Origin of the sequence: Pseudomonas azerbaijanorientalis (assembly GCF_019139795.1) — a bacterium.
GTDB classification, from domain to species: domain Bacteria; phylum Pseudomonadota; class Gammaproteobacteria; order Pseudomonadales; family Pseudomonadaceae; genus Aquipseudomonas; species Aquipseudomonas laurylsulfatiphila.
This window is the reverse complement of the sequence record NZ_CP077078.1, coordinates 3,327,450-3,348,430: the sequence shown is the minus strand read 5'-3', so window position 1 is coordinate 3,348,430 and position 20,981 is coordinate 3,327,450. Positions and strand designations below refer to the sequence as shown.

14 protein-coding genes and 3 pseudogenes are annotated in these 20,981 nt (G+C 57.7%); 6 read left to right on the top strand and 11 right to left on the bottom strand.

What is annotated here, in order from left to right:
* Positions 1 to 39: 39 nt before the first annotated feature.
* From KSS91_RS14870 to KSS91_RS14850, 5 genes are all read right to left on the bottom strand, one after another.
* The gene (locus tag KSS91_RS14870) at positions 40 to 5,655 is read right to left on the bottom strand and encodes a putative Ig domain-containing protein (protein WP_217835211.1); all 5,616 of its coding nucleotides are present in this window, start codon (positions 5,653 to 5,655) and stop codon (positions 40 to 42) included.
* Between the two features lie 326 nt (positions 5,656 to 5,981).
* A complete protein-coding gene (locus KSS91_RS14865; protein ID WP_217835210.1) occupies positions 5,982 to 6,437 on the bottom strand; it encodes a YeeE/YedE family protein in 456 nt (151 codons plus the stop codon).
* Positions 6,438 to 6,439: 2 nt separating this feature from the next.
* Complete coding sequence (locus KSS91_RS14860) at positions 6,440 to 6,874, bottom strand: YeeE/YedE family protein (protein ID WP_217835209.1); 435 nt, start codon at positions 6,872 to 6,874, stop codon at positions 6,440 to 6,442.
* Positions 6,875 to 6,925: 51 nt separating this feature from the next.
* Entirely contained in the window at positions 6,926 to 7,324 is a 399-nt protein-coding gene (locus KSS91_RS14855; RefSeq protein WP_217835208.1) for a hypothetical protein, read from the bottom strand.
* Between the two features lie 99 nt (positions 7,325 to 7,423).
* Complete coding sequence (locus tag KSS91_RS14850) at positions 7,424 to 7,819, bottom strand: hypothetical protein (RefSeq protein WP_217835207.1); 396 nt, start codon at positions 7,817 to 7,819, stop codon at positions 7,424 to 7,426.
* 519 nt (positions 7,820 to 8,338) lie between these two features.
* Here KSS91_RS14850 and KSS91_RS14845 point away from each other — a divergent pair.
* Positions 8,339 to 8,617, top strand: a pseudogene (locus KSS91_RS14845) (hypothetical protein); the annotation flags it as partial.
* Positions 8,618 to 8,960: 343 nt separating this feature from the next.
* On the opposite strand, the gene KSS91_RS14840 reads toward KSS91_RS14845, so the two are convergent.
* Positions 8,961 to 9,758 (bottom strand): CPBP family intramembrane glutamic endopeptidase, encoded by a 798-nt coding sequence (locus tag KSS91_RS14840; RefSeq protein WP_217835206.1) that lies wholly within the window; start codon positions 9,756 to 9,758, stop codon positions 8,961 to 8,963.
* 210 nt (positions 9,759 to 9,968) lie between these two features.
* Between KSS91_RS14840 and KSS91_RS28255 the strand changes: the two are divergent.
* Positions 9,969 to 10,115: pseudogene (locus tag KSS91_RS28255) on the top strand (AbrB/MazE/SpoVT family DNA-binding domain-containing protein); the annotation flags it as partial.
* 32 nt (positions 10,116 to 10,147) lie between these two features.
* Here KSS91_RS28255 and KSS91_RS14830 read toward each other — a convergent pair.
* Complete coding sequence (locus KSS91_RS14830) at positions 10,148 to 11,113, bottom strand: endonuclease (RefSeq protein WP_217835204.1); 966 nt, start codon at positions 11,111 to 11,113, stop codon at positions 10,148 to 10,150.
* Between the two features lie 514 nt (positions 11,114 to 11,627).
* On the opposite strand from KSS91_RS14830, the pseudogene KSS91_RS28250 reads away from it, so the two are divergent.
* Together KSS91_RS28250 and KSS91_RS14825 are read left to right on the top strand one after the other, a co-directional pair.
* Positions 11,628 to 12,068 (top strand): annotated as a pseudogene (locus tag KSS91_RS28250) (hypothetical protein); the annotation flags it as partial.
* Positions 12,069 to 12,175: 107 nt separating this feature from the next.
* Entirely contained in the window at positions 12,176 to 12,634 is a 459-nt protein-coding gene (locus tag KSS91_RS14825; RefSeq protein WP_217835203.1) for a cupin domain-containing protein, read from the top strand.
* An 86-nt stretch (positions 12,635 to 12,720) separates the two neighbouring features.
* Here the strand turns inward: KSS91_RS14825 and KSS91_RS14820 are convergent, their stop codons facing one another.
* From KSS91_RS14820 to KSS91_RS14805, 4 genes are all read right to left on the bottom strand, one after another.
* Complete coding sequence (locus tag KSS91_RS14820; RefSeq protein WP_217835202.1) at positions 12,721 to 14,061, bottom strand: OprD family outer membrane porin; 1,341 nt, start codon at positions 14,059 to 14,061, stop codon at positions 12,721 to 12,723.
* A gap of 212 nt (positions 14,062 to 14,273) precedes the next feature.
* A complete protein-coding gene (locus KSS91_RS14815) occupies positions 14,274 to 15,458 on the bottom strand; it encodes a M20 aminoacylase family protein (RefSeq protein WP_217835201.1) in 1,185 nt (394 codons plus the stop codon).
* 4 nt (positions 15,459 to 15,462) lie between these two features.
* Positions 15,463 to 16,752: an MFS transporter gene (locus tag KSS91_RS14810; RefSeq protein WP_217835200.1), complete on the bottom strand. Its 1,290-nt coding sequence runs from the start codon at positions 16,750 to 16,752 to the stop codon at positions 15,463 to 15,465.
* A gap of 335 nt (positions 16,753 to 17,087) precedes the next feature.
* The gene (locus tag KSS91_RS14805; protein ID WP_007980464.1) at positions 17,088 to 18,011 is read right to left on the bottom strand and encodes a LysR family transcriptional regulator; all 924 of its coding nucleotides are present in this window, start codon (positions 18,009 to 18,011) and stop codon (positions 17,088 to 17,090) included.
* Positions 18,012 to 18,394: 383 nt separating this feature from the next.
* Here KSS91_RS14805 and KSS91_RS14800 point away from each other — a divergent pair, with 383 nt between their 5' ends.
* Positions 18,395 to 19,738 carry an MFS transporter gene (locus KSS91_RS14800; RefSeq protein ID WP_217835199.1) on the top strand — a complete coding sequence of 448 codons (1,344 nt, stop codon included), beginning with the start codon at positions 18,395 to 18,397 and terminating at the stop codon, positions 19,736 to 19,738.
* Between the two features lie 19 nt (positions 19,739 to 19,757).
* Positions 19,758 to 20,969: a benzoate/H(+) symporter BenE family transporter gene (locus KSS91_RS14795; RefSeq protein ID WP_217835198.1), complete on the top strand. Its 1,212-nt coding sequence runs from the start codon at positions 19,758 to 19,760 to the stop codon at positions 20,967 to 20,969.
* Positions 20,970 to 20,981 lie beyond the last annotated feature (12 nt).

Here is a 20,981-nt window from a genome sequence, read left to right as displayed (position 1 = left end):
GGAGCGGGCAGGCTTGCTATCACCAATTATGGTCTGGACTCAGGCGGTGAAATCGCTGGCGTGCAACTCCTTGACGCCCAGCAGTGCGAATTCGAACTCGGGGGTGGCGTCGGCGTCGACACTGCCGTAGAGAATGCCATCGGCAAAGCGCACTTGGCCGGTGGCGTTGGCAGGGTCGAAAGCGTTGCTGGCGATGAAGGTGAAGGCATCGACAGTGCCGGTCAACGGGTTGGCGTCCAGGCCGGAGAAGTCCAGATGATCGCCTTCGATGCTCTTGAAACCGTTGAGCACATCACGCGAAGCACCGACGCCCATGTCCGACAGCGCACCAAATGCGTAGGTATCCGCACCAGTGCCACCGGTGAGATTGTCGGTGCCTGCACCGCCGATCAACCGGTCATCGCCGGAACCGCCCACGAGCGTGTCATTGCCCGCACCACCGTTCAGGACGTTCGCGGCGCTGTTGCCCGACAGACTGTCTGCGTAGGCACTTCCCGTCAGGTTTTCGAAGAATTTCAAGGTGTCGAGCCCCGATCCCCCGGTGTTTTGTTGCACTGAGGTCGAGAGGTTGGCGGTGACACCGGACAGAGCGCGTTCAAAAGACACGGTGTCATTTCCCTCGCGCCCGTCCAGCACGTTGTTGCCGGCAGCGGCGAACAGCGTGTTGTCCAACGCGTTGCCCGTGCCATTGGCGGCGCCCGGGTTCTCGATGTACAGATTCTCGACATGGGCGCCAAGGGTATAGGTCCCCAGGCTGCTGCGCACACTGTCGACCCCTCCGGGCAACACGTTGCCCTGGGTCTCGATCACGCTGTCGTCGGCGTTGTCGACATAGTAAGTGTCGTTGCCATCACCACCACTCATGCTGTCGGCCTCTGCGCCACCATTGAGCACGTTGGCGGCGGCATTGCCGGTGATGAAGTTGCGCAGCGCGTTACCGCTGCCGTCGATCTCCGAGACACCGGTGAGAACGAGGTTCTCGAGATTGGCGCCCAGGGTCCAGCTGACTGATGCCTGCACCGTATCGATCTGCGAGGCCGAGGTATTGGTTTCCACCACGCTGTCGGACGCGTTGTCGACCAGATAGATGTCGTTGCCATCGCCACCGGTCATGGAGTCGGCGCCCAAGTCGCCATCCAGTGTGTCATTGCCCGGACTGCCCACCAGGGTATCGGCCTGGTCAGTGCCGGAGATCATGCCGCCCTGGTTCTGAGCGTTGTCGAAAATGTCCTGAACACTATTGTTGTCGTCCGGGTTGCCTTGAAAGCCAAGGTCTGCGGCGATGTAGTCGGCCAGGCGCTGGCCGACGATTTCCGCCGATTCCTCGTGCAGGTGCCAGACGTCATCGGGATACACCAGCGGATCGACTTCGTAGCGCAAGGGCAGGTCAGTGTAGTCCACCGCCAGCTTGACATCGGCACGTTCGGTGGCGATGACTTCCTGGACGGCGCGAACATAGCCTACGCCCTCGACGATGGAGGCTATCTTTTCTTCGGAATAGCCCCGGGCACGTGCCGCATCCTCCTGATAGTGGCCGGTTTCCATGATGTACACGTTGAAGTTGCCGAACTGGGCATGCAGGTAATCGAACACCTTCAGGGTGGCGTCCTTGTAGGCAGCGGCCGCCGCTGTTTTGTCCGTGGCACGCGCGATCTCCTGGGCAGCTTCCTCGCCCTGGCCCCAAATGATGCCCATGGTGACGTTATCGATCGATTGCAGTTCGGCGAGCTGGTCCCCCAGCAACGCGACGGCACGCAACAGTGCAGGCCCTGGTTGGTTGGTGTCAGTCAACCACCAGCACAACTTGAGCTCTTCGGCGCCCAGGGTCGACAGGCCGTTGACCGTGCTACCTCCCACCGCGATGTCGATGCCGTTGCCGTCGGCATCGGTGAACTGGCTGCGTACGTCATAGGGGGTGTAGCGGTCCAGGTCTTTGACCAGCATCGAGGTGCCGGACTGATCGTCATCCTCTGTCATGCGCAGCAGGCGCGCATTGGATTGACCGAGCGTGGGCAGGTAGAGAATGTCCTGTTGGGCGCGCTCGCCAAACACGAAGTCGCTGGCGGTGAGGGTGTTGAGGTAGTTGCCGTTGAGGGCGATTTCAAAACGGTTGCCATTGGCATCCGCGTCGGCGGATTTGATGTAGGTCTTGTCGCCGGCCGCGTTGAGTGTCGTGTACAGCGTGTGATTGCTGCCATCGCCGAGACCGAGAAAGCCCAGGCCCGACACATCGATCTTGTCGACGCCAGCAGTGAAGTCATAAATCGTGTCGGTGGCAGTGATGCCGCCGGCGTCGTAATCGCGGTAACTGTCGAGTGCGTTGGTGTAGCGGAAGTTGTCAGCCCCATCGCCGCCATACAGCGAGTCGCGTCCGGCACCACCGTCGATGATGTCTGCCCCGGTGCCAGCCTTGATCGTGTCATTGCCACCGTTGCCCAGGATCAGGTCAGCACCTGCCGTGCCGTTGAGCGTATCGGCATTATCGGTGCCGACGAGGGTACTGGCTGGCGCATCAGCCACCGTCAGGGCGAAGCTGTCGCTGACCGAGGCACCCGAAGGATCGGTGGCCTTGACCAGTACATTGTAGTTTCCGGCCGCAGTGCTGATCGGCGTGCCGCTGAACGTCAGGCTGGTGGCATTGAAGCTCAGCCATGTGGGCAGGGCGCTTGCGTCGGCGAGGGTCGCGGTATAGACCAACGCATCCTGGTCGGCGTCGGTGAAACTGTCATGGGTCACGGTGTAATTGAACGGCGTGCTTTCGGTGGCGTTCTGGTCGAGCAGGGGAATGGCCACCACTGGCACCGCATTGCCTGGAGTGTTCTGGTCGGCGAAGACAAAATGACTCGCCGTCAGGCTGCTCACCAGATTGCCCGCCATCGACAACTCAAAGCGATTGCCGTTGGCGTCGACGGTGAGATCCTTGAGGTAAGTACGGTTGGTCGACGCACTGTAGGTCAGTTGCAGCGTACCGTTCAGACCATTGCCCAGCGCCGTGTAGCCGAGTGCCGAGACATCGATCTTGTCGGCGCTCACGTCGAAATCGAGGATTTGGTCGCTGACGCTCGTGGAACTGGTGCGGTAACTGTCGAGTTTCGAGGTATAGCGGAACACATCGGCACCCGCGCCGCCGGTGAGCTTGTCCACCCCGGTGCCACCGATAAGGATGTCGTTGCCCGCGCCACCATTGAGCGTGTCATTACCTGCGCCACCTTGCAGTTGCTCGTTGGCTGCGGTGCCAGTGAGGGTGTCGTTGTTCGGGGTACCATTGATCACCGTGGGGCCCGCGGGTACGTCCTGCACGGCGAGGGTGAAGCTGTCGCTGACGGTGGCGTTGCTGCCATCGGTCGCGGTGACCAGGATGGAGTAAGTGCCCGACGCGGTGTCGTTGGGTGTGCCACTGAACGTGCGAGTGGCGGCATCGAATGTGAGCCAGCCGGGCAGGGCGCTGCCATTGGCCAGCTTGGCGGTGTAGCTGAGGCTGTCGTTATCCGGATCGGTGAAGCTGGTGGCCGGGATCACGTAACTGAACGCTGTACTTTCGGTCGCGCTCTGATCCAGCAGCGGCGTGGCCAGCACCGGCGCCTGGTTGGTTGGTGACGACGTGGCGAAGACGAAGTTGGCGCTGGTCAGTTTGTCGAGGTAGTTGCCGGCCAGCGTCACCTCAAAACGATTGCCATTGGCGTCGGCGGTCAAGGACTTGATGTAAGTCTTGGTGCCGGTGCTGTTGAGCACCAGGTACACGGTGTTGTTCTTGCCATCCCCCAGGCCGGTAAATCCGATGGCCGACAGGTCGATCTTGTCGTTGCTGACATCGAAATCGGTGATCAGGTCGCTAAGGTTGGCACCGCCGGTGTTGTAGTTGCGGTAACTGTCCAGGCGATTGGAGAACACAAAAGTGTCCGCCCCGGCGCCACCGGTGAGGCTGTCCATCCCGGCGCCGCCGTCGAGCTTGTCGTCGCCCGCGCCGCCACTGAGATTGTCGTTTCCTGCGAGGCCGAGCAGGGTGTCGGCCGAATCGCTGCCCAGCAACGCGTCGCTGGCGCTGGTGCCGGTGACCACCCGATTGAAAATGAAGTTGCTGGCGGTCAGGGTGCTGGCGAGGTTGCCCGAGAGAATCAACTCGAAGCGATTGCCGCTGGCGTCGGCATCGTAGTCCTTGATGTAAGTGCGGTCGTTGCTGGTGCTGTAGCTGACCTGCAGGGTGCCACCACGGCCATTACCCAGGCCGGTGAAGCCCAGGCCAGCCAGGTCGATCTTGTCCTGGGTGACGTCGAAGTCGGTCACAGTGTCATCGAAGCTTGCGGTTGCATTGCGGTAGCTGTCGGACTGAGAGGCGAAACGGAACGTATCGGCGCCGGTACCACCGGTGAGTTTGTCGATGCCCGCACCGCCCACCAGAATGTCGCCACCGGCCCCGCCATTGATCGTATCGTTGCCGGCCCCGCCGTAGAAAATCTCGCTTTCGGCGCTGCCCAACAGGGTGTCGTTGCCAGCTGTACCTTGCACAGTGGTCATCGGCACCGTGTCGCTGACGTAGCTGCCGTCACCATAGATCAACGTGGCACCCTTGCTGATGTGACTGATGGTATTGCCGATGATGGCATTGCGATCCGTGCCGTCTTCATTGCGTTCTGCAACACCGTAGGTCGAGAGGTTGCTGCCGCTGATGATGTTGCCCTGGATGGTGTTGTCGCTGCCGTTGAAGTACTTGCCTGACACGCCCAGGGTGTCGTCGTAGGACTGGATGATGATTTCCGGTACGGGGCTGACCAGTGAATTGTTGTGGAGCGTGTTGTCGGTGATTTCAACGTGGTTACTGCCGTAGATGCGAATCCCGGCGCTGGCATTGTCGTGAATATCGACGCCGCTGACAGTCACCTCGCTGGACATCTTGATCAGCACCCCTTCGGCGCCGTTGCCGTACACCTCGCCACCGGTAATGGTTATGTTGCTGGGGGAGGGGATGTCCTCGCTGCCGCGCTGCACCACGATGCCATTACCGCCGTTGTTGTAGGCAATGTTATTGGTCAGGGTGAAGTCGTGGGTACTGGTAACGACGTTGAAACCGTGCCGGTCGTTGTCGTAGGCGATGTTGTTTTCAAAGGTGCTGTCGCTCAGGAAATCAGCGACGAAGCCGTCCAGGCCATTGCCGTGGGACACGCTGTTCTTGATGACCATGTTGACGGTCTGCTCGTGGGGGTCGAAACCGTACCCGGAGCAATCCTTGATTTCGACACTGTCGAGGGTGACGTTGGAGTCGTAGCCTTCTTCGCCGGGAATGAAGCCGTTGAACCAACCATCGATCTTGCCCGTTGTGTTGTCACGATTGCCATCGATGGTGAGGTTGCTGACGCCAAAGTCGTGGGTTTCTTCGCCATAAGCGGAGCGAATAACCCCCGTGATCTTGGTATCCGAACCGTCAGCCACTTTGACGTTGGTGATGCCCATGCCGTCGCCGTACAGGTAGACGTTGCTCTTGAGCATCAGGCATCCGTCAGAGGGTTCCGCGCCTGCGGAAACGATATAGGTCCCGGTTGGCATATACACCTGGCCACCGCCAGCGGCAGCTGCGGCATCAATCGCACTCTGTATTGCGGCCGTGTCGTCGGTAATCCCATCGCCTTTAGCGCCAAAACTTTGTACGTTGAAAATCATTAGGTTATCTCCGTATCAGTCTAAATAGCGGCGCACGCCAATATTCCATCGACGAACAGCTTGTTAGGACTCGGAGACGCGCGAAAGTTGTGACCGCATATCGGAAGCACGTCAAAAAACAGATATTACTGATCAGTGGTCTGAACGATCTTTTATGGAAACAACTTTATTTTGACTCTCACCGTGGGCAGTGCCTCTCGGCGTTTTTCCGACCCTGGACCGGAAAAGAGCACTGTAACTATGTGCTGCGGGTCAGGACATGACACGGGAATCAGCGACGGTGAAAGCAGCCCGTAGAGTAGGTATGGTCAGCTTCCAGGTAAAATTCAGGTGGCTTTACCCACGGAAACTGGAGCCGACGACCCACGACGGTTTTGTCGCTCAAACCATTCGAATAGCGCCATGCCGGCCAGCATGGCCATGACAAACACCGCGCCCTTGAAAATGCCCGAGCCCAACAGCACCAGAGAGGGGCCCGGGCAAATCCCGGCCAATCCCCAACCGACCCCAAATAGTAGGCTGCCGATGATCAGGCGTCGGTCGAAGTGTCGAGCTGTGGGCAGATTCATCGGCAAGCCAAGCAGTGATCGCGTTCGTTTTCTTGCCACCCAAAAGCCCAGGGTAGCCACGGCAATGGCACCGGCCATGACGAATGCCAGCGAGGGATCCCACGTCCCGGTCAGGTCCAGGAACCCCAGCACTTTGGCGGGGTTTGTCATGCCTGAAACCAGCAAACCGACCCCAAATATGAGCCCGCAAATCCAGGCGAAGAAGAGTGCCATGATCAATTCCCTCCCAGAAGGTGGCGAACCACAAAGACGGTGACAAACCCGGCACTCATGAACACTACAGTCGCCACCCCTGAACGCGGCGACAAGCGCGACAGGCCGCAGACACCGTGACCGCTGGTGCAGCCAGCCCCATAGCGCGTGCCAATGCCGACCAACATCCCGGCGACAATCAATAGCGGATAACCGGCATCGATTTGCAAATTAGGCAGTGGCGCAATCATGCGGTAAAGCAGCGGAGCCATGAGCAGCCCCAAGACAAATGCAATGCGCCAGGCGACATCACCAGCCAACGGGCGCAGTAAACCGCCGACAATGCCACTGATGCCGGCGATGCGCCCATTAAACAGCACGAACAGGGTAGCGGCAGTGCCTATCAACAGGCCGCCAATCAGAGCGCTCAACGGTGTGAAATGGTTCAGATCGATCATGGCGACCACCTATCGTAAACCGTCGCTACATTGACTACAGACTTGTGCGCGTCACTTGCTCATCGGCATGTTCATCATGCTCGATTGCTGATCCATCATTTTCATCATCATGTTCATCATTCCCATCTCCATGCCGTCTTTGTTGCCGGCCATGCCCATGCCATGACAGTTCTTATGCATCATGGCCATGCTGTCCTTCATCGTCTTCATGCTCTCCTGCATGGCGGCGTGTCGCTCGGCAGGGGTCTTGGCTGCGGCTGCTTTGTCGTGTGCAGCCTGCATTTTTTGCATTTGCTCGGTCATGACATTGTTATGCATCGGCGTAGCTGTTTCGCTCGTCTGGCCAGGCGCGGTCTGCCCTTGCTCCGGGTGATGCTCGTCGACTGCCGAGGCGATGAGTGGGCTGCTGATCAGCAGGGTGGCGAGGATTATTTTCAATGAGGCATGCATGGCAATCTCCAAAGGGTGAGGACAACTCAGGTAATACCAGGCCGCACCAGGTTGGCGCAGTCAGACAATGCGCCGAAGATCGGCGCGCAGAAGGTCGGATTAATCGTTGAAACGGACGAAAATCAGGCGGGCAGGCGGCTTGGCCGGTACAGGGCGCCGTAATGCAAGAAAGGCAAAAGCGCAGGGATTGGCGGGAAACAAAATCAGCAACGCAGGGATCAGTAACAGAAACGTCCAACTGAACAGATCAAATGTTTGAAGATGGAGCGAAGGACTTACAGCTATCGCCGCATCGGCGCAGTGCTGAAGGCAGCCCAGGGCGTGGGCGTCGTGGCTCTCGTGATCTTGCGCAGTGTTCAGTGAGACATGCGCTGTAGCCGGATTGTGGCTGGGCTGTGCCAGACATCCCTGGGTCGCTGCCACACCAAACGCTAACACCCACAGCACGATGGCGAGGCGTATGAACGTTGGTTGACGATGGCGAAACCAGAACATGGAGAATCTCCGGTACTGATTAGCAAGTTTTGATTTATCAACATACAGCACATCGAAGTGCCACGGTTGATCCACATCAATTTATGCAGGCGGGTGTCGGCTCTTGTGATGTGGTCAAAGAGCGCATGTTCGGGAGGCACATAATTTAACAAGTGGGCCATGTCATATACTGGGATGCCCTCTATGAGTCGAAGGCGGGATATGTTGAATGTCTTTTGGCCGTTTTTCTACCTGTAACGGCCTACTGATTTCGACCCACAGCAGCACACAGTGATCGTTCAATTCCTCTTGTACTTTGCTGTTCCAATGTCGACCTAATCACGTTTCCGATAACCAGATCCGGCCGTGAGCGTTTGGCCGTTCAAACTGCTTACTACCATCTATACTGCCGAAGCCGTGTCTTCGAGGTGGAGACAAGTCGTTTCGCCTGGCTTCGGCCTTGTGTGCGCTGTCGCATGACCATGATGCTTGTGCAGTAAGCCCAACCACTCTCAAACGGAAAGAGAACGTCGCATGAATATGAACAGGTTTTTGTTGGGAGCCACCACTTTGCTGTTTGCCACTGTGGCCAGTGCTGATATTCCGCAGCTCAACTACGACTGCCCGACCAATATCGCCGTGCATGCGGATAAGGGCGGGCCGGTGTTCATCAATGGCAAGGAGGCGAAACTGAAGAAATTCAACGACAACGCCTATGAAGCCAAGGGCTCTGGCGTGGCGATTTCCCTCACGCGCAATCCAGATGAGTCATGGGACGTATCCTATACCGGTAAAGGCGGGGCTAACGGGGTTTGCCAGCCAGCGACATCGGGCGCTGCGAGTGCCAGTAACACCAGTGGCACATCTGCCACCAGCAAAGCGGAGAAGGCCTGCCTGGCCGAGGTGGCGAAGAAAACCGGTGTGGCCGTCAGCAAACTTTCGGTGACCGACGTCATGACCGCCGAAGCGGGCATTGGCGTGACGATCAGCGTACCTGACGCGGACGCTCCTTGGTCGTGTCTGTCCAGTGCCAGTGGCAAAGTCCAGGGTGCAAGTTACACCGGGTCTGAAGGCAACCTCTGATGCATCCAGGCGCCCCTTGCGTGCGCGGCCGGCAGACCAACAGGGCTTGGCCCGGCCGACCGCGCAATTCGGCTTGGCCTTAGTGCCCTGGGGGTATGGCGCCCAACAGGGCGATGATGAAGAGCGTCCAGTCGTTGAGTATATGGGCGCCCGTGGAGACCCAGATGTTCTTCGTCATGATATAGGGCAGCAGCAGGACCAGCCGCGCGCTGCCGATAACGACGAACGCCTGCACCATGTTCCAATCATAGGTCGGCAGGTGCGCCGCGCCGAAGAGCAGGGCCGACAAGAGCCAGGCACCGACGATCGTTCCCTTGCGTGACCAGTGCAACCGCGTGTTCAGGAACGTCATCAGTGCAAGGAATGGCAAGATCGTCAGCACCTCCTCGCCCAATAGCTGCGGCAGCGTCTTGAGAAAGAAAAGTAGGTGCTCGACTGGTGTTTGCGTCGCCATCCCTGCGAAAACCGGGTTCGAGTGCGTACCCAGGGTCTTCATGACCACCAGGCCTATGACCATGGTGACCACGATATTGAGCAGCGCGAACAGTATCATCCATTTGATGTCGCGGCCCATGACCCTGCGGAACAGTGCCATCCAATGTTGCGGAGTGATACATGCCAGCGTCGCCAGCGGGATGGCGAAGAACAGGGTTGCGGGAATGAACTGCCCAATGTTTCCCGCAAACAATGGCAACGGCGCTATCAGCACCAGGAACCCGGCCAGCACCCCAAGCATTAGCAGCAGCCATTGTTTGCCTGAAAGGCCCACGGGCTTGCCGTTGTAGTAGGGGAAGTCGTCGTCGAGGTACTCCAGGCAGTGGAAGCGCTCATCCGCCCCGGATTCGTCCTTGCCTGTTGCCTGCTTGCAGTTATCCATAGGTGGCCTCCCTCCGACGTGAAGTACCAAAGGCATGGGAACTCCACGCTGCAGTTCACCGTAGCAGTGCCGGTCCGAGTCGCAAGGCATTTTCGTGCTGGGAGCAACGACAGCGCTTCGCCGCCAATGGAGAGAACCCGCCAGATCGTCATAAGCGACTGCCCGCTGTACCGCACAGCTTGGCTATCATGTAAGTGCTTAATTGCGTAGGTGTCCCTCACGACTATCGCAACTCTCACCTCTAAACGCCAAATCACTATCCCTGTCCAGGTACGGGCTGCTCTTGGCCTGCGTCCAGGAGATGAAATCGAATCCGTCGACCTGGAGAATGGTCAGTTCGCCATTGTGCCGGCCTCGGTTTCGCAAGGCCGGGTTTCAACTAAAAACAACTATTTGCAGTTACCTGCCTTTCGATATCCTGCCGCCTGGGCCTCAGATTCTGACGTGAAGGAGACCTGATTTTTTTCAGACACCTGACCATAGCCAGGGCATCCCAAGGCAAGGTGATAGACCTGGCTCTTTCGGTTACCAATGATAGAGCCTACCCCGCTCGCACTTGCCAGGGTTGGATGGACTGGTGACCGCGCAGGATTGACTGGAACGGCGCTTACCACCCCATCACCAACTGCCCTGTATCCTTGCGACCATTGGCGCTCGCCAGTTACGAATGGATTGGAATGTCCCATGATCGCGGCAATGCGTCGATCTCGCTCTTTCTCCCAAGACGAAACCGGATACTGCTTGTCCCAGGCCATCAGTAGCTGTTGCTGCTGACGAGACATGCTCAGTTTGTATCTGTCGAACATGTAGAAGGTTGTCCTTGCGACTAGCCCCTTGACCTCATCACGTGGTTCGGCTGCTCTTTGATCGAAGTCAACTCGCGTCTTGCACTGGCCATACTGCGGCGCGACCCCGGTGGCCATGCCGTAGTTGAAATTGCTACGGTCACCATTCACCTCCCCAACAGATGGATAGAGGTTGAACAGGTCTGCTTCCATTGCTCGAAACACCGGATCATCGTCCACACAGTGCTCTCTACCACCGTTCTTCCAGCATTGGCGTTGGTTACCGAATGTCCAGGCTGGAACTATGTGTTCCCACTCAGTCCGCTCTGCTCGAATTTCGTGCTTTCTGGCCTTCAGTCCACATGACGCTGCATCGATACGACCACCTGATTTACCGACCCACGTCCATTTGCACCCGCAATACAACTCCCCCATGGAGCTGTTCGCTTGGTCGAGGTAAATCTTCTGCTTTGCGATGACCTTGGCCTCGGAAAAGGTCGAGGGAGGGCTTGAGAAGGCGGGGGTAATTACCGAGAGGGCCAGCGCTACTACGGAAAACAGTTTTTTCATTGGAAAGCTTAAGCACTTGAGAAGAAGCGAAGTATACGCACGACTCCATGTGCACCGAAGAAGAACTACCCAATGCTTAGCTGCACAGCCAAGTCCGTGCAGACTAAGGTGAGTGATGATCCGCTCACTGCTTTCGCAACGACTCCAGTACGCCTTCGACGTCCAACCCTTTCAATAGGCAGTTATGCGCAATTCAGCAGACCCTCATCATCAAACAGGATGAACTCACTGGGTTGAAGTATGCCGAGCAGGTGGGTGTGGTGTTTACTACGCATTGACCTGAGCGCTTCGATGCCCGCGAAAAGGCGGGCTGATATCTCGAGGGAGGGCTGCCTTAATGCACGTGGTCAGATGCATGAGGGCAGACACCGAACATGAAATCTTTTGATCTGCCCGTGGGTAACATCTTCCATCTCATATTTTGCAGCAGCTATTAACTTCTCGGCATCGCACGAGATAAGGCCATTTGGCCGACGGACTCACTGCTCTTTGAATCTTGATCTGCGCATCCGCTCCTCAGGAGTGGCTATTGGATTGATTAACAGAAACATCTGTTTGCAAGATGCCGAGGACGTTTCGTTTGCTGGCCCACTGTACAGAGAAGACCAATGTCCCAGCGAGCAGCAAGCAATGGGTTGAAGTATTTCGCCGGTTGAATTTAGAACTGAGTGTCGAAGCGACTGGTTGCTGTGGGATGTCTGGCACCTATGGTCATGAAGCGCGTAATCAAGCGACATCACGGGTCATTTTTGATCAGTCATGGAAACGAAAGCTTGCAGACGATACGCCCGGCGAGCCGCTGGCTACTGGGTACTCGTGTCGCAGCCAAGTAAAGCGCCTTTCCAGCAGAACCTTGAGGCACCCGCTGGAGGTACTGTTGGAAGTGTATCAAGACATCCAGGCAAACGACCTGACCCATTGTAGTTCCGAGGTGAATCACAACGCCTATACGTGAATTCAATCAAACGGTTCATTCAAAAGGTGCGCAGTATTATTCAATACACTGCTCGGTGCCTCCTCTGAAACTGGCCTCTCAAAAACAATAACAGTTATGAGGAAGTCATGAAGGTACTCAATATTTTCGCCAGCCTGCTTGTCCTTGCGACCACTCTCGCCAGCGTTGCACACGCCGCGGACAAACCTGAAATCAAGGCGAAAGTCGCGTTGAAGGAGAGTGTCTCGTGGGATGGGACGCCTTATGAGCCTTACCCCAAGGGGCAGCCGCAACTCTCGATACTGGAAATTACCATTCCTCCCCACACGGCATTGCCTTGGCATCACCATCCCGTTCCTAACGCGGCCTACGTGGTGTCAGGGGAATTAACGATCGAGGACAGGGCGTCCGGCGCGCATCATAAGGTGACCGCCGGGCAAGCATTCGCTGAGTCGGTGGGAGCAAGCCATCGCGGCGTAACCGGCGATCAGGCGGCTGTCGTGATAGTTACCTACTCGGGTGTCGAGGGCATCCCTCTCTCAATTCCCGACAAAGGCGAAAAGGCTGAGTTCGAACACGTCGAATAAATCGTCAGGTGGATGGACCGCAAGGCCGGTTGTTGCACCTTGCGGTCGTTTCACCATTTCATCGAGCTAACATGTCGCGGGCTGGCTTAGAACACCTTGATCGGTACGTTGACGATAAGCCTGAGCTCATCAAGATTGCCCTCCAGTTGATATTCACTTGCACGGTGCGAGGAATAACTGGTCATCAGGCTGATATTCTTGAAGGTGCCCGATTGCACTGTGTAGCTGGCACTGACACCCACTTCATAATGGCTTTCACCCTGCTGCTTGAGTACCGAGTTGTAGATGCCGTTCGGGCCACCGTCGTAATGGCTGCCGTCGATGCCCATGCCCTTGATGTACCAGAGCGTAGTCTTGAGACCAGGTAGACCATAAGCGACCCAATCGTTGTTGTAGAACACCCCGATCGAGTGCTCATTGGGGCCGTTGAAGAAGGACATCATGGTATTGGGCAGGTTGATGGCATTGGATTCGAAGGGATAATCGAAATATTCGTCACCCTTGATTTTCTGCAGACCGATCTTCAGCGAGTGGTTGCGCCACTTGGGCGTAATACTGAGGCCGTAGGCCTGCTGGTCGATATTGCCACCGATTTGGCGACCACTGGACCGGGTGTTATAGGCATCCAATTGCACATCGACGTTGACCGATCCCCAGTTAGTTTTCTTGCCCAGGCCCAGATACTCGCGATCCCATACATCGTTGAAGCGAGAGACATAGGCGCTGCTGCGCCAGCCAGCGCTCGACAAATAGTCGGCCCCGGCGTAAGCGTTGAAGTCACTGGTGACAACGGGCGAACCGTAAGTGGGACTCAAATCCTGGCTTCCGGCTCCCGTACGCGGCGACCCCTTGTCGAAGTAGCCAGATTTGAGCGTCAACCCTTCGATGTCATGACTTTCCAGGGAGACCCCATTGAACGATGAAGGCAAGGTACGGGTATCGGTGTAGGACATCATCGGTGTCCTGACTTGCTGCCTGCCAACCTTGAGCAGCGTCTCGGCGACCTTGAACTTAAGCGCTGCGATACCGAGTTTGCTCCAGTCATCGACCACATCGCCGTCCTTGTCGACCAACAATCGATTACTGCCGCCTGCCGCCGCCGTCCGGCTGCGCTCCAGCGCCACTGCCGAGAAGGTCGAAAGATCCAGCCCGAACTTAACCGGTCCTTGAGTAAAGCCGGAGACGAAGTCGAGCCTGAAGCCTTCCAGCCAGGCGGTACGGTCACGCAACTTGCGTACTCCGTCTGGTGTTTGCAGTTTGAAATAAGTGGCCTTGTGGCCGACCTCGTGTGAGTACCACTGACGGGTATTGAGCGTCAGGGAGCTGTCATCCAGAAAACCTTGTTCCTGGGCATGGACCTGGGTAGTAGAAATTGCGGCCGCCAGCGTGCCGACGGTGAATAACGCCAAATTATCTGTGCGATACATAGACCTTGCCTGTTGTTGTTTTTAGGGCAGATAAGAAGTAAGTCGCTGAGTCATCGTTATTGAGTTTTTGCGCGGGCAGGACTTAGCCCGACTTGCCCATCAGGCCGTAGTGGCCTGATGGTGGTCGTTCAGTTATTGGGGTGCCGGTTCAGCGGCTCGAGCACTTTGCAGTCATCAACCATCGATGAAGATGTGGACCCAAGCCTGCGACCTCAGTTGAGATAATCCTTCACAAGTTTCAGCCAGCAGTCGGAGCCGATGCGAATCAGCTCGTCATTGAAGTCGTAGTGGGGGTTATGCACCGAGCAGCCATGAAATTCGCCTTCGCCGTTACCCAGGAAGAAGTAGCAGCCGGGCACTTTGGTCAGCATCCAGGCGAAATCTTCTGTCGCCATGATCTTCGCCGCCTGCGGCAACAAGTGGCCTGGCTTGAACAGCGGCGCCAGGCTCTGGCGAAGCATTTCTGTTTCTGTCCCCGTATTGACCAGTGCTGGCGCCAGTTGCGTAGTTTCAAGTTCGATTTTGACGCCGAACGTGTGTTCATGGCCCTGGGCGATTTCCCCCAGGCGCTGATTGATTTTGCCTTCGGTCTGCGCTGTGTCGGTACGTACGCTGATCAGCATCGATGCCGTGTCGGGAATGATGTTGTAAACACTGCCAGCTTCGACCATGCCGATGCTGATCACGGCGTGTTCATCAACGCAGAGATTGCGCGACTTCACTGTCTGGATTGTGTTGATCATGCTGGCTAGCACCGGTATCGGATCGACAGCGCGTTCGGGCATTGCTCCATGACCGCCACGACCTTTGATCAACACACGCACACATTCCGAAGAGGCCATGGTTGGGCCGGCCTGGACCACAGCAGTGCCCAGCGCAATACCCGGCAAGTTGTGCAAGGCAAAAATCGCGTCACAAGGAAACCGACTGAAAAGACCGTCGTCCATCATGGCCTTGGCGCCGCTCAGTCCTTCTTCGTCCGGTTGGAAAATCAGGTTGAGCGTGCCATTGAAGTCGGGCAACTGAGCGATTCGCCATGCGGCTGCCAGCAGGATGGCCGTGTGGCCGTCGTGGCCGCAGGCGTGCATGCGGCCCTCGATCCGACTGGCATGGGCGAAGCAGTTTTTCTCCTGCATAGGCAGCGCATCCATGTCGGCACGCAAGCCCAATCGGCGAGTGCCGCTGCCTCGACGCAGTACGCCGACCACGCCATGTCCGCCGATATTGCGGTGAACTTCGTAGCCCCATTCTTCGAGCTTGCCGGCCACCAATTCGGCGGTCAGCGGGGTGTGCGCGCCCAGTTCAGGGTTCTGGTGGATTTCCCGGCGCAACTGGATAAAAGCGTCCAGGTCCAGTTCGGCAAGGGGCCGGGTTTGGGTTTGGGTCAATGAATTCATCAGGTCACTCCCGACCAGGGTTTTCGGGGAATACAGCCAGGCAAGCCAGACTGATGGCGCCGCCGGCGAGCAGGTACAGTGCTGGCGCCTGGGGGTTATCCAGGACCGCCGTCAGCCATGTGGCGATCAACGGGGAGAAACCGCCGAACAGGGTGACGCCGAAGCTGTAGCTGACGGCGGTACCCAGGGCGCGGCGATTTTTCGGAAAGGCTTCCATGATCAGAGCGAAGAAGGCTCCCGAACCGATACAGCCAGGCAGTACCAGAATCGCGATAACCAGCATCGCTACGAACAAATCGGTGCTCAAACTGAGCAGGTAGAAAGCTGGCCACGCCAGTAGCACCGGCAGGGTGATCGTCCAGGCCAGCAGTTTTTTGCGCAGGCCGTGGCGATCGGCAAAGCGTCCTGCCAGAGGCGTGATGACAGCCAGACAGGCACTTGCCACACAGGCGATAGCCAAGGCGCTGCGTTGCGGGTAACCCAGGGTGACAGTCAGGTAGGCGGGCAAATAGAAAATGAACAGGTATATGGCGATGGTGGCGCTGGCCATAAGGCCGATTGCCAATAGGGTGTGACGCACGTCAATGTGATCGCGTAGTCGACCATCGCGTTTGGTCGGTTCAGCTTCGTGGGTTTCTGGCAGACAGCGACGGATGTACCAGCCAAGCGGTCCGATGAGCAGCCCCAGCATAAAGGGGATACGCCAACCCCAGCTCTCAAGGTCATCTGCGCTCAACGTGCTGTTGAGCAGTAAACCCAGACCGGCCCCAACCAGGGCGGCGTAGCCTTGGCTGGCAGCCTGCCAACTCACATTGCGACAGCGATTTGCCGTAGCGCTGGACTCCATCAGATACACCGATGCAGTCCCTATTTCCCCTCCTGCCGAAAAGCCCTGCATGAGGCGGCCAGCCACCAGCATCAAGGTGCCGAACAAGCCGATGTCCTGGTAGGAAGGCGCGAAGGCAATCATCGCTGTGCCGAAAGTCATCAAACTGATCGTGAGGCTCAAAGCGGCCTTGCGGCCACGGCGGTCGGCAAAGCGACCAATCACAAGAGCACCCACCGGCCGCATGAGGAAGCCGACGCCAAATGTGGCAAGCGACATCAGCAGCGATGCCATTGCCGACTGTGCGGGGAAAAAGTTCTTTGCAATTACCACGGCGAAGAAGCTGTAGATCGTGAAGTCATACATTTCCAGCGCATTGCCTAGAGCGCAGGCGACGGTGGCTTTCCTGGACCCTATTACGGATGGCGCGGTGGTGCGGGGGAGAGGGGGCGCTTGCAGAGTAGTCATCGATATTTCCTGTGACAGTTTTGTTGTGGGCCGAATATCCGGCAAACACTGTCACTGCACACTTGCGCTTTTCTTCGATGATTAACCGTTGGTTATGACCTCCAGCCGCCCCAGTGAAACTCGGCGCCAGATCGGTGCGGTTTCGCCCGATAATCGATCACACGCACTGTTTGACGACAGCGACACAGCCGTCCTGGCAATCAACTCAGGCGACAAACACAGGGTTTGGCTCGATGCTCTTGAAGATAGGGTGGTCGGTCCCAAGGAACAGGGACTGACTTAACCGTTGGACATATCGTTGCGTTTTTCTTAAGTTTCTCGCTTGCCGCTGCGCTCTAGCGTGACGCATCCATAGGCTGGTTCTTCGAGAGCACGCTTCTGATCGCGTAGTAAAGGTCTCGTGCCGTTGTGGTCAGCGCGTGGCGATCAATGCAGACCAGATAGATGGGGTACTCAGGGATGCTTTCTTCGATCATGACCTGCATCAGGTCTTCATTGAGTCCTTTGGGTAACGTGTTTTCCATTCCGGCTTCACTGAGCGTCATGAACGCATCGGCGTGATGTAACAGATCAAGGGCCAACAAGACTGATGAACACTCGGTTATCCGCTGCGGCGGAGGTATCTCGTTGTCTTCAAACATTTGATAGAACTGCGACGAGTGATCGTCGATGGCATCGAGGCTGATCCAGTTTGCAAACTGCAACTGACGCAGCGAATGGGAGTGGCGAAGCGGATTGTTTTTTCGACAGACCACCAGACCCCGCATGCGGCTCAGCGCTTCCCAATCCAGGTTTAGTCTCTGTGTATGCTGCTGCGAAGTAATGGCGAAATCCAGGGTACCGTCCCTAAGTCGCTGTAGCATCTGGTTGGGGCGCAGATTGACCAGGCGGATGCGTACACGCGGATTCTTGGCCTGGAACCCGGCGATGCATTCCCCCAGTCCTTTGAGCACTGAAGTCAGGGACGTGACGCCGATGGTGACTTCACCGACCTGCATATCCTTGATGTTTTCAGCCTCCAGTTGCAGCCGTCGCATGCTCTCGACGGTCAACTGTGCATGGCGAATGATGCGACGGCCTTCGTCAGTGAGCGACATCCCCCTGTGGGAGCGCTGCAGTAGAGCCAGGCCCAGCTCGCTCTCCAGATCCTTGATCGATCGGCTGATGGCGGGCTGAGTGACGTGCAGGATCTGCGAGGCCTCGCTGATGCTCCCGGTTTGGTGGATGGCGACCAGTGCCCTGATTTGATGGAGTTTCACGTACTGACAGGTCCTTGCGGTGCGATGAAGATTCAATCGCTTGCATAGTGTCATGCCTGTCACTGCCGCAACAATGCGGTGGTGTTCCCAAGAGGCCCGGAACCAGGGTCGCAGCCGGATCCAGGCTCCGAAGAGCGGCGCCAGTACATTGATCAGCAGATCGATGCGATATCACCCCCTGCACAAAACGGATAGCGATCTGCGCAAAGCGGATATTGGCCCCCTCGCGCTCTCAATACCCTTGATTTGCATCCTGCGTAACAGTGCTTTGCATGGCAGGCAACAATGCGGCCGCCATCGGTGAACCGTTGCCCGCGCCGCTCACAGCCGCACGCTGAAACGCCCAAACGAACAATAAAAAATAACAACAAGAGACCGATGTCATGCGAAAAATCGATGTACACGAGGTTATCGACAACGCACGTTTCAACCGCTTTCACTGGATGGTTTTGTTCTGGTGCGCCCTGATCATCATCTTCGACGGCTACGACCTGGTGATCTACGGGGTGGTCTTGCCGACGCTGATGAAAGAGTGGGGATTGAGCCCACTGGAAGCTGGGGCGCTGGGCAGCTATGCGCTGTTTGGCATGATGTTCGGTGCGCTGTTTTTCGGGCCGCTGTCGGACAAGATCGGGCGCAAGAAAACCATCACCCTTTGCGTGATGCTCTTCAGCGGCTTCACCGTGCTCAATGGCTTTGCCACAAGTCCGACTACGTTTGGCATCTGCCGGTTCATTGCCGGCCTTGGCATCGGCGGCGTGATGCCCAACGTGGTGGCGCTGATGAACGAGTACGCGCCAAAGAAAATTCGCAGCACCCTGGTCGCCATCATGTTCAGTGGCTATTCGGTGGGCGGCATGCTCTCGGCGGGCCTGGGGATTGTGCTTATTCCCAGCTTCGGTTGGCAGGCTGTGTTCTACGTGGCAGGGCTGCCGTTATTGCTGTTGCCGTTGATCATGTATTTCCTGCCGGAATCGGTGGGTTTCATGCTGCGTCAGGGCCGCAACGAAGAGGCGCGCAATGTACTGCAGCGGGTCGACGCACGCTACATCGCACAGCCCGACGACATCCTGCACATGACTGAGGTGAAGGGGATCGGCACCCCTGTGTTGCAGCTGTTTCGCGAAGGCCGCGCCTTGCGCACCCTGATGCTTTGGTTGGCGTTTTTCTGCTGCTTATTGATGGTCTATGCCTTGAGCTCCTGGCTGCCGAAACTCATGGCCAACGCCGGTTATAGCCTCGGCTCAAGCTTGTCCTTCTTGCTGGTGTTGAACTTCGGCGCGATTTTCGGTGCGGTGGGTGGGGGCGTATTGGGCGATAAGCTCAACCTTCCAAGGGTACTGGCGGTGTTCTTTGCCATTGCCGCGGTGTCGATCACCTTGCTCGGATTCAAAAGTCCACCCCCTGTGTTGTACCTGCTGATCGCCATCGCTGGCGCCACCACCATCGGTTCGCAAATCCTGCTGTATGCCTGTGCTGCGCAGTTCTATTCCATGGCCATTCGTTCCACGGGGCTCGGCTGGGCGTCGGGGATTGGCCGTAACGGAGCCATTGTTGGCCCTCTGTTAGGCGGTGCGTTGCTGGGAATCAGTTTGCCACTGCAACTCAACTTCATGGCGTTCGCCTTGCCGGGTGCGGTGGCTGCCCTCGCCATGACCCTGTATGCCATCAGCAGCGAGCGTAACGCCTCCAGCGTTGGCGAGCCGCTGTCGGCGGCCAAGGCCTGAGTCCGCAAGGAGCTGTTTGATGAAAGGCTTAATGCGTGACTTTTCACTGTCCGCTGCAGTTGCAGGCTTTATTGCCACGGTGATCTCGTATGCGGGGCCCCTGGTGATCATTTTCCAGGCGGCGGACACTGCGCATCTGTCTCGCGAACTGCTGTCGTCCTGGGTCTGGGCGATCTCCATTGGCAGTGCGCTGCTGGGGATCGGCCTGAGCCTGCGTTACCGCGTGCCGATCATCATTGCTTGGTCGGCACCCGGCTCGGCCCTGTTGGTGGCGTTGCTGCCGGGCATTTCGATGAACGAGGCCGTCGGCGCTTATCTGCTGAGTAGTCTGATTATCTTTCTGGTAGGCCTCTCGGGCGCGTTCGACCGCGTTATCAGCAAGCTGCCCGGCGCCATCGCAGCGGCAATGCTGGCGGGAATTCTGTTGCGTTTTGGCACCGGCCTGTTCGTGTCATTGCAAGGCAAGCCCGGGTTGGTGCTGGCAATGTTCACCACCTACCTGGTGTGCAAACGGCTGCTGCCGCGATACGCGGTGATGGCGGTACTGGTGGTGGGCTGTGCCATCGCCATGCTCACCGGCCAATTGCACCGCGAAGCCCTGGTGATCGGCCTGGCGACGCCGGTGTGGATCACCCCCCAGTTCAGCCTGGGTGCAACCTTGAACGTCGCCTTGCCACTGGTGATGGTGGCACTGACCGGTCAGTTCGTGCCGGGCATGGCCGTGTTGCGCGCCTCGGGTTACACCACACCGGCCAGTCCGATCATCGCCTGTAGCGCGCTGGGCACGGCGCTGTTAGCGCCGTTTGGCTGCCACGGGCTCAACCTGGCGGCGATCACTGCCGCCATCTGCACGGGCCGGGAGGCCCACGAAGACCCGGGCAAACGCTATGTCGCCGGTGTCGTCGGCGGCTTCTGTTACCTGGTCTTGGGCATTTTCGGAGCGACCCTGGTGTCGTTGTTCGCGGCCTTTCCCAAAGAACTGATCGCCGCTCTGGCGGGCCTGGCCCTGTTCGCTGCAATTGCCGGTGCCCTGGCCAATGCCATGGCCGTGCCCAATGACCGTGAAGCGGCGCTGGTGACGTTCCTCACCACCGCCTCAGGCATGTCGCTGTTCGGGTTGTCCGCCGCGTTCTGGGGGCTGATTTTCGGCATGGTCGCGCACCTGCTGTCGAGTACGCGTCGGCCACCCCTTGCAACCGCAACCAGCCGCGCCCGGGAGATGACGCGCTGACCCGTTTTCGTA

What these genes read in the sequence shown, in the direction of transcription:
- KSS91_RS14855 (WP_217835208.1), bottom strand. Translation starts at nt 7,324, where the DNA reads ATGCATGCCTCATTGAAAATAATCCTCGCCACCCTGCTGATCAGCAGC.
- KSS91_RS14860 (WP_217835209.1), bottom strand. Translation starts at nt 6,874, where the DNA reads ATGATCGATCTGAACCATTTCACACCGTTGAGCGCTCTGATTGGCGGC.
- KSS91_RS14870 (WP_217835211.1), bottom strand. Translation starts at nt 5,655, where the DNA reads ATGATTTTCAACGTACAAAGTTTTGGCGCTAAAGGCGATGGGATTACC.
- KSS91_RS14830 (WP_217835204.1), bottom strand. Translation starts at nt 11,113, where the DNA reads ATGAAAAAACTGTTTTCCGTAGTAGCGCTGGCCCTCTCGGTAATTACC.
- KSS91_RS14815 (WP_217835201.1), bottom strand. Translation starts at nt 15,458, where the DNA reads ATGAATTCATTGACCCAAACCCAAACCCGGCCCCTTGCCGAACTGGAC.
- KSS91_RS14800 (WP_217835199.1), top strand. Translation starts at nt 18,395, where the DNA reads ATGCGAAAAATCGATGTACACGAGGTTATCGACAACGCACGTTTCAAC.
- KSS91_RS14795 (WP_217835198.1), top strand. Translation starts at nt 19,758, where the DNA reads ATGAAAGGCTTAATGCGTGACTTTTCACTGTCCGCTGCAGTTGCAGGC.
- KSS91_RS14820 (WP_217835202.1), bottom strand. Translation starts at nt 14,061, where the DNA reads ATGTATCGCACAGATAATTTGGCGTTATTCACCGTCGGCACGCTGGCG.
- KSS91_RS14840 (WP_217835206.1), bottom strand. Translation starts at nt 9,758, where the DNA reads ATGGATAACTGCAAGCAGGCAACAGGCAAGGACGAATCCGGGGCGGAT.
- KSS91_RS14865 (WP_217835210.1), bottom strand. Translation starts at nt 6,437, where the DNA reads ATGGCACTCTTCTTCGCCTGGATTTGCGGGCTCATATTTGGGGTCGGT.
- KSS91_RS14810 (WP_217835200.1), bottom strand. Translation starts at nt 16,752, where the DNA reads ATGACTACTCTGCAAGCGCCCCCTCTCCCCCGCACCACCGCGCCATCC.
- KSS91_RS14825 (WP_217835203.1), top strand. Translation starts at nt 12,176, where the DNA reads ATGAAGGTACTCAATATTTTCGCCAGCCTGCTTGTCCTTGCGACCACT.
- KSS91_RS14850 (WP_217835207.1), bottom strand. Translation starts at nt 7,819, where the DNA reads ATGTTCTGGTTTCGCCATCGTCAACCAACGTTCATACGCCTCGCCATC.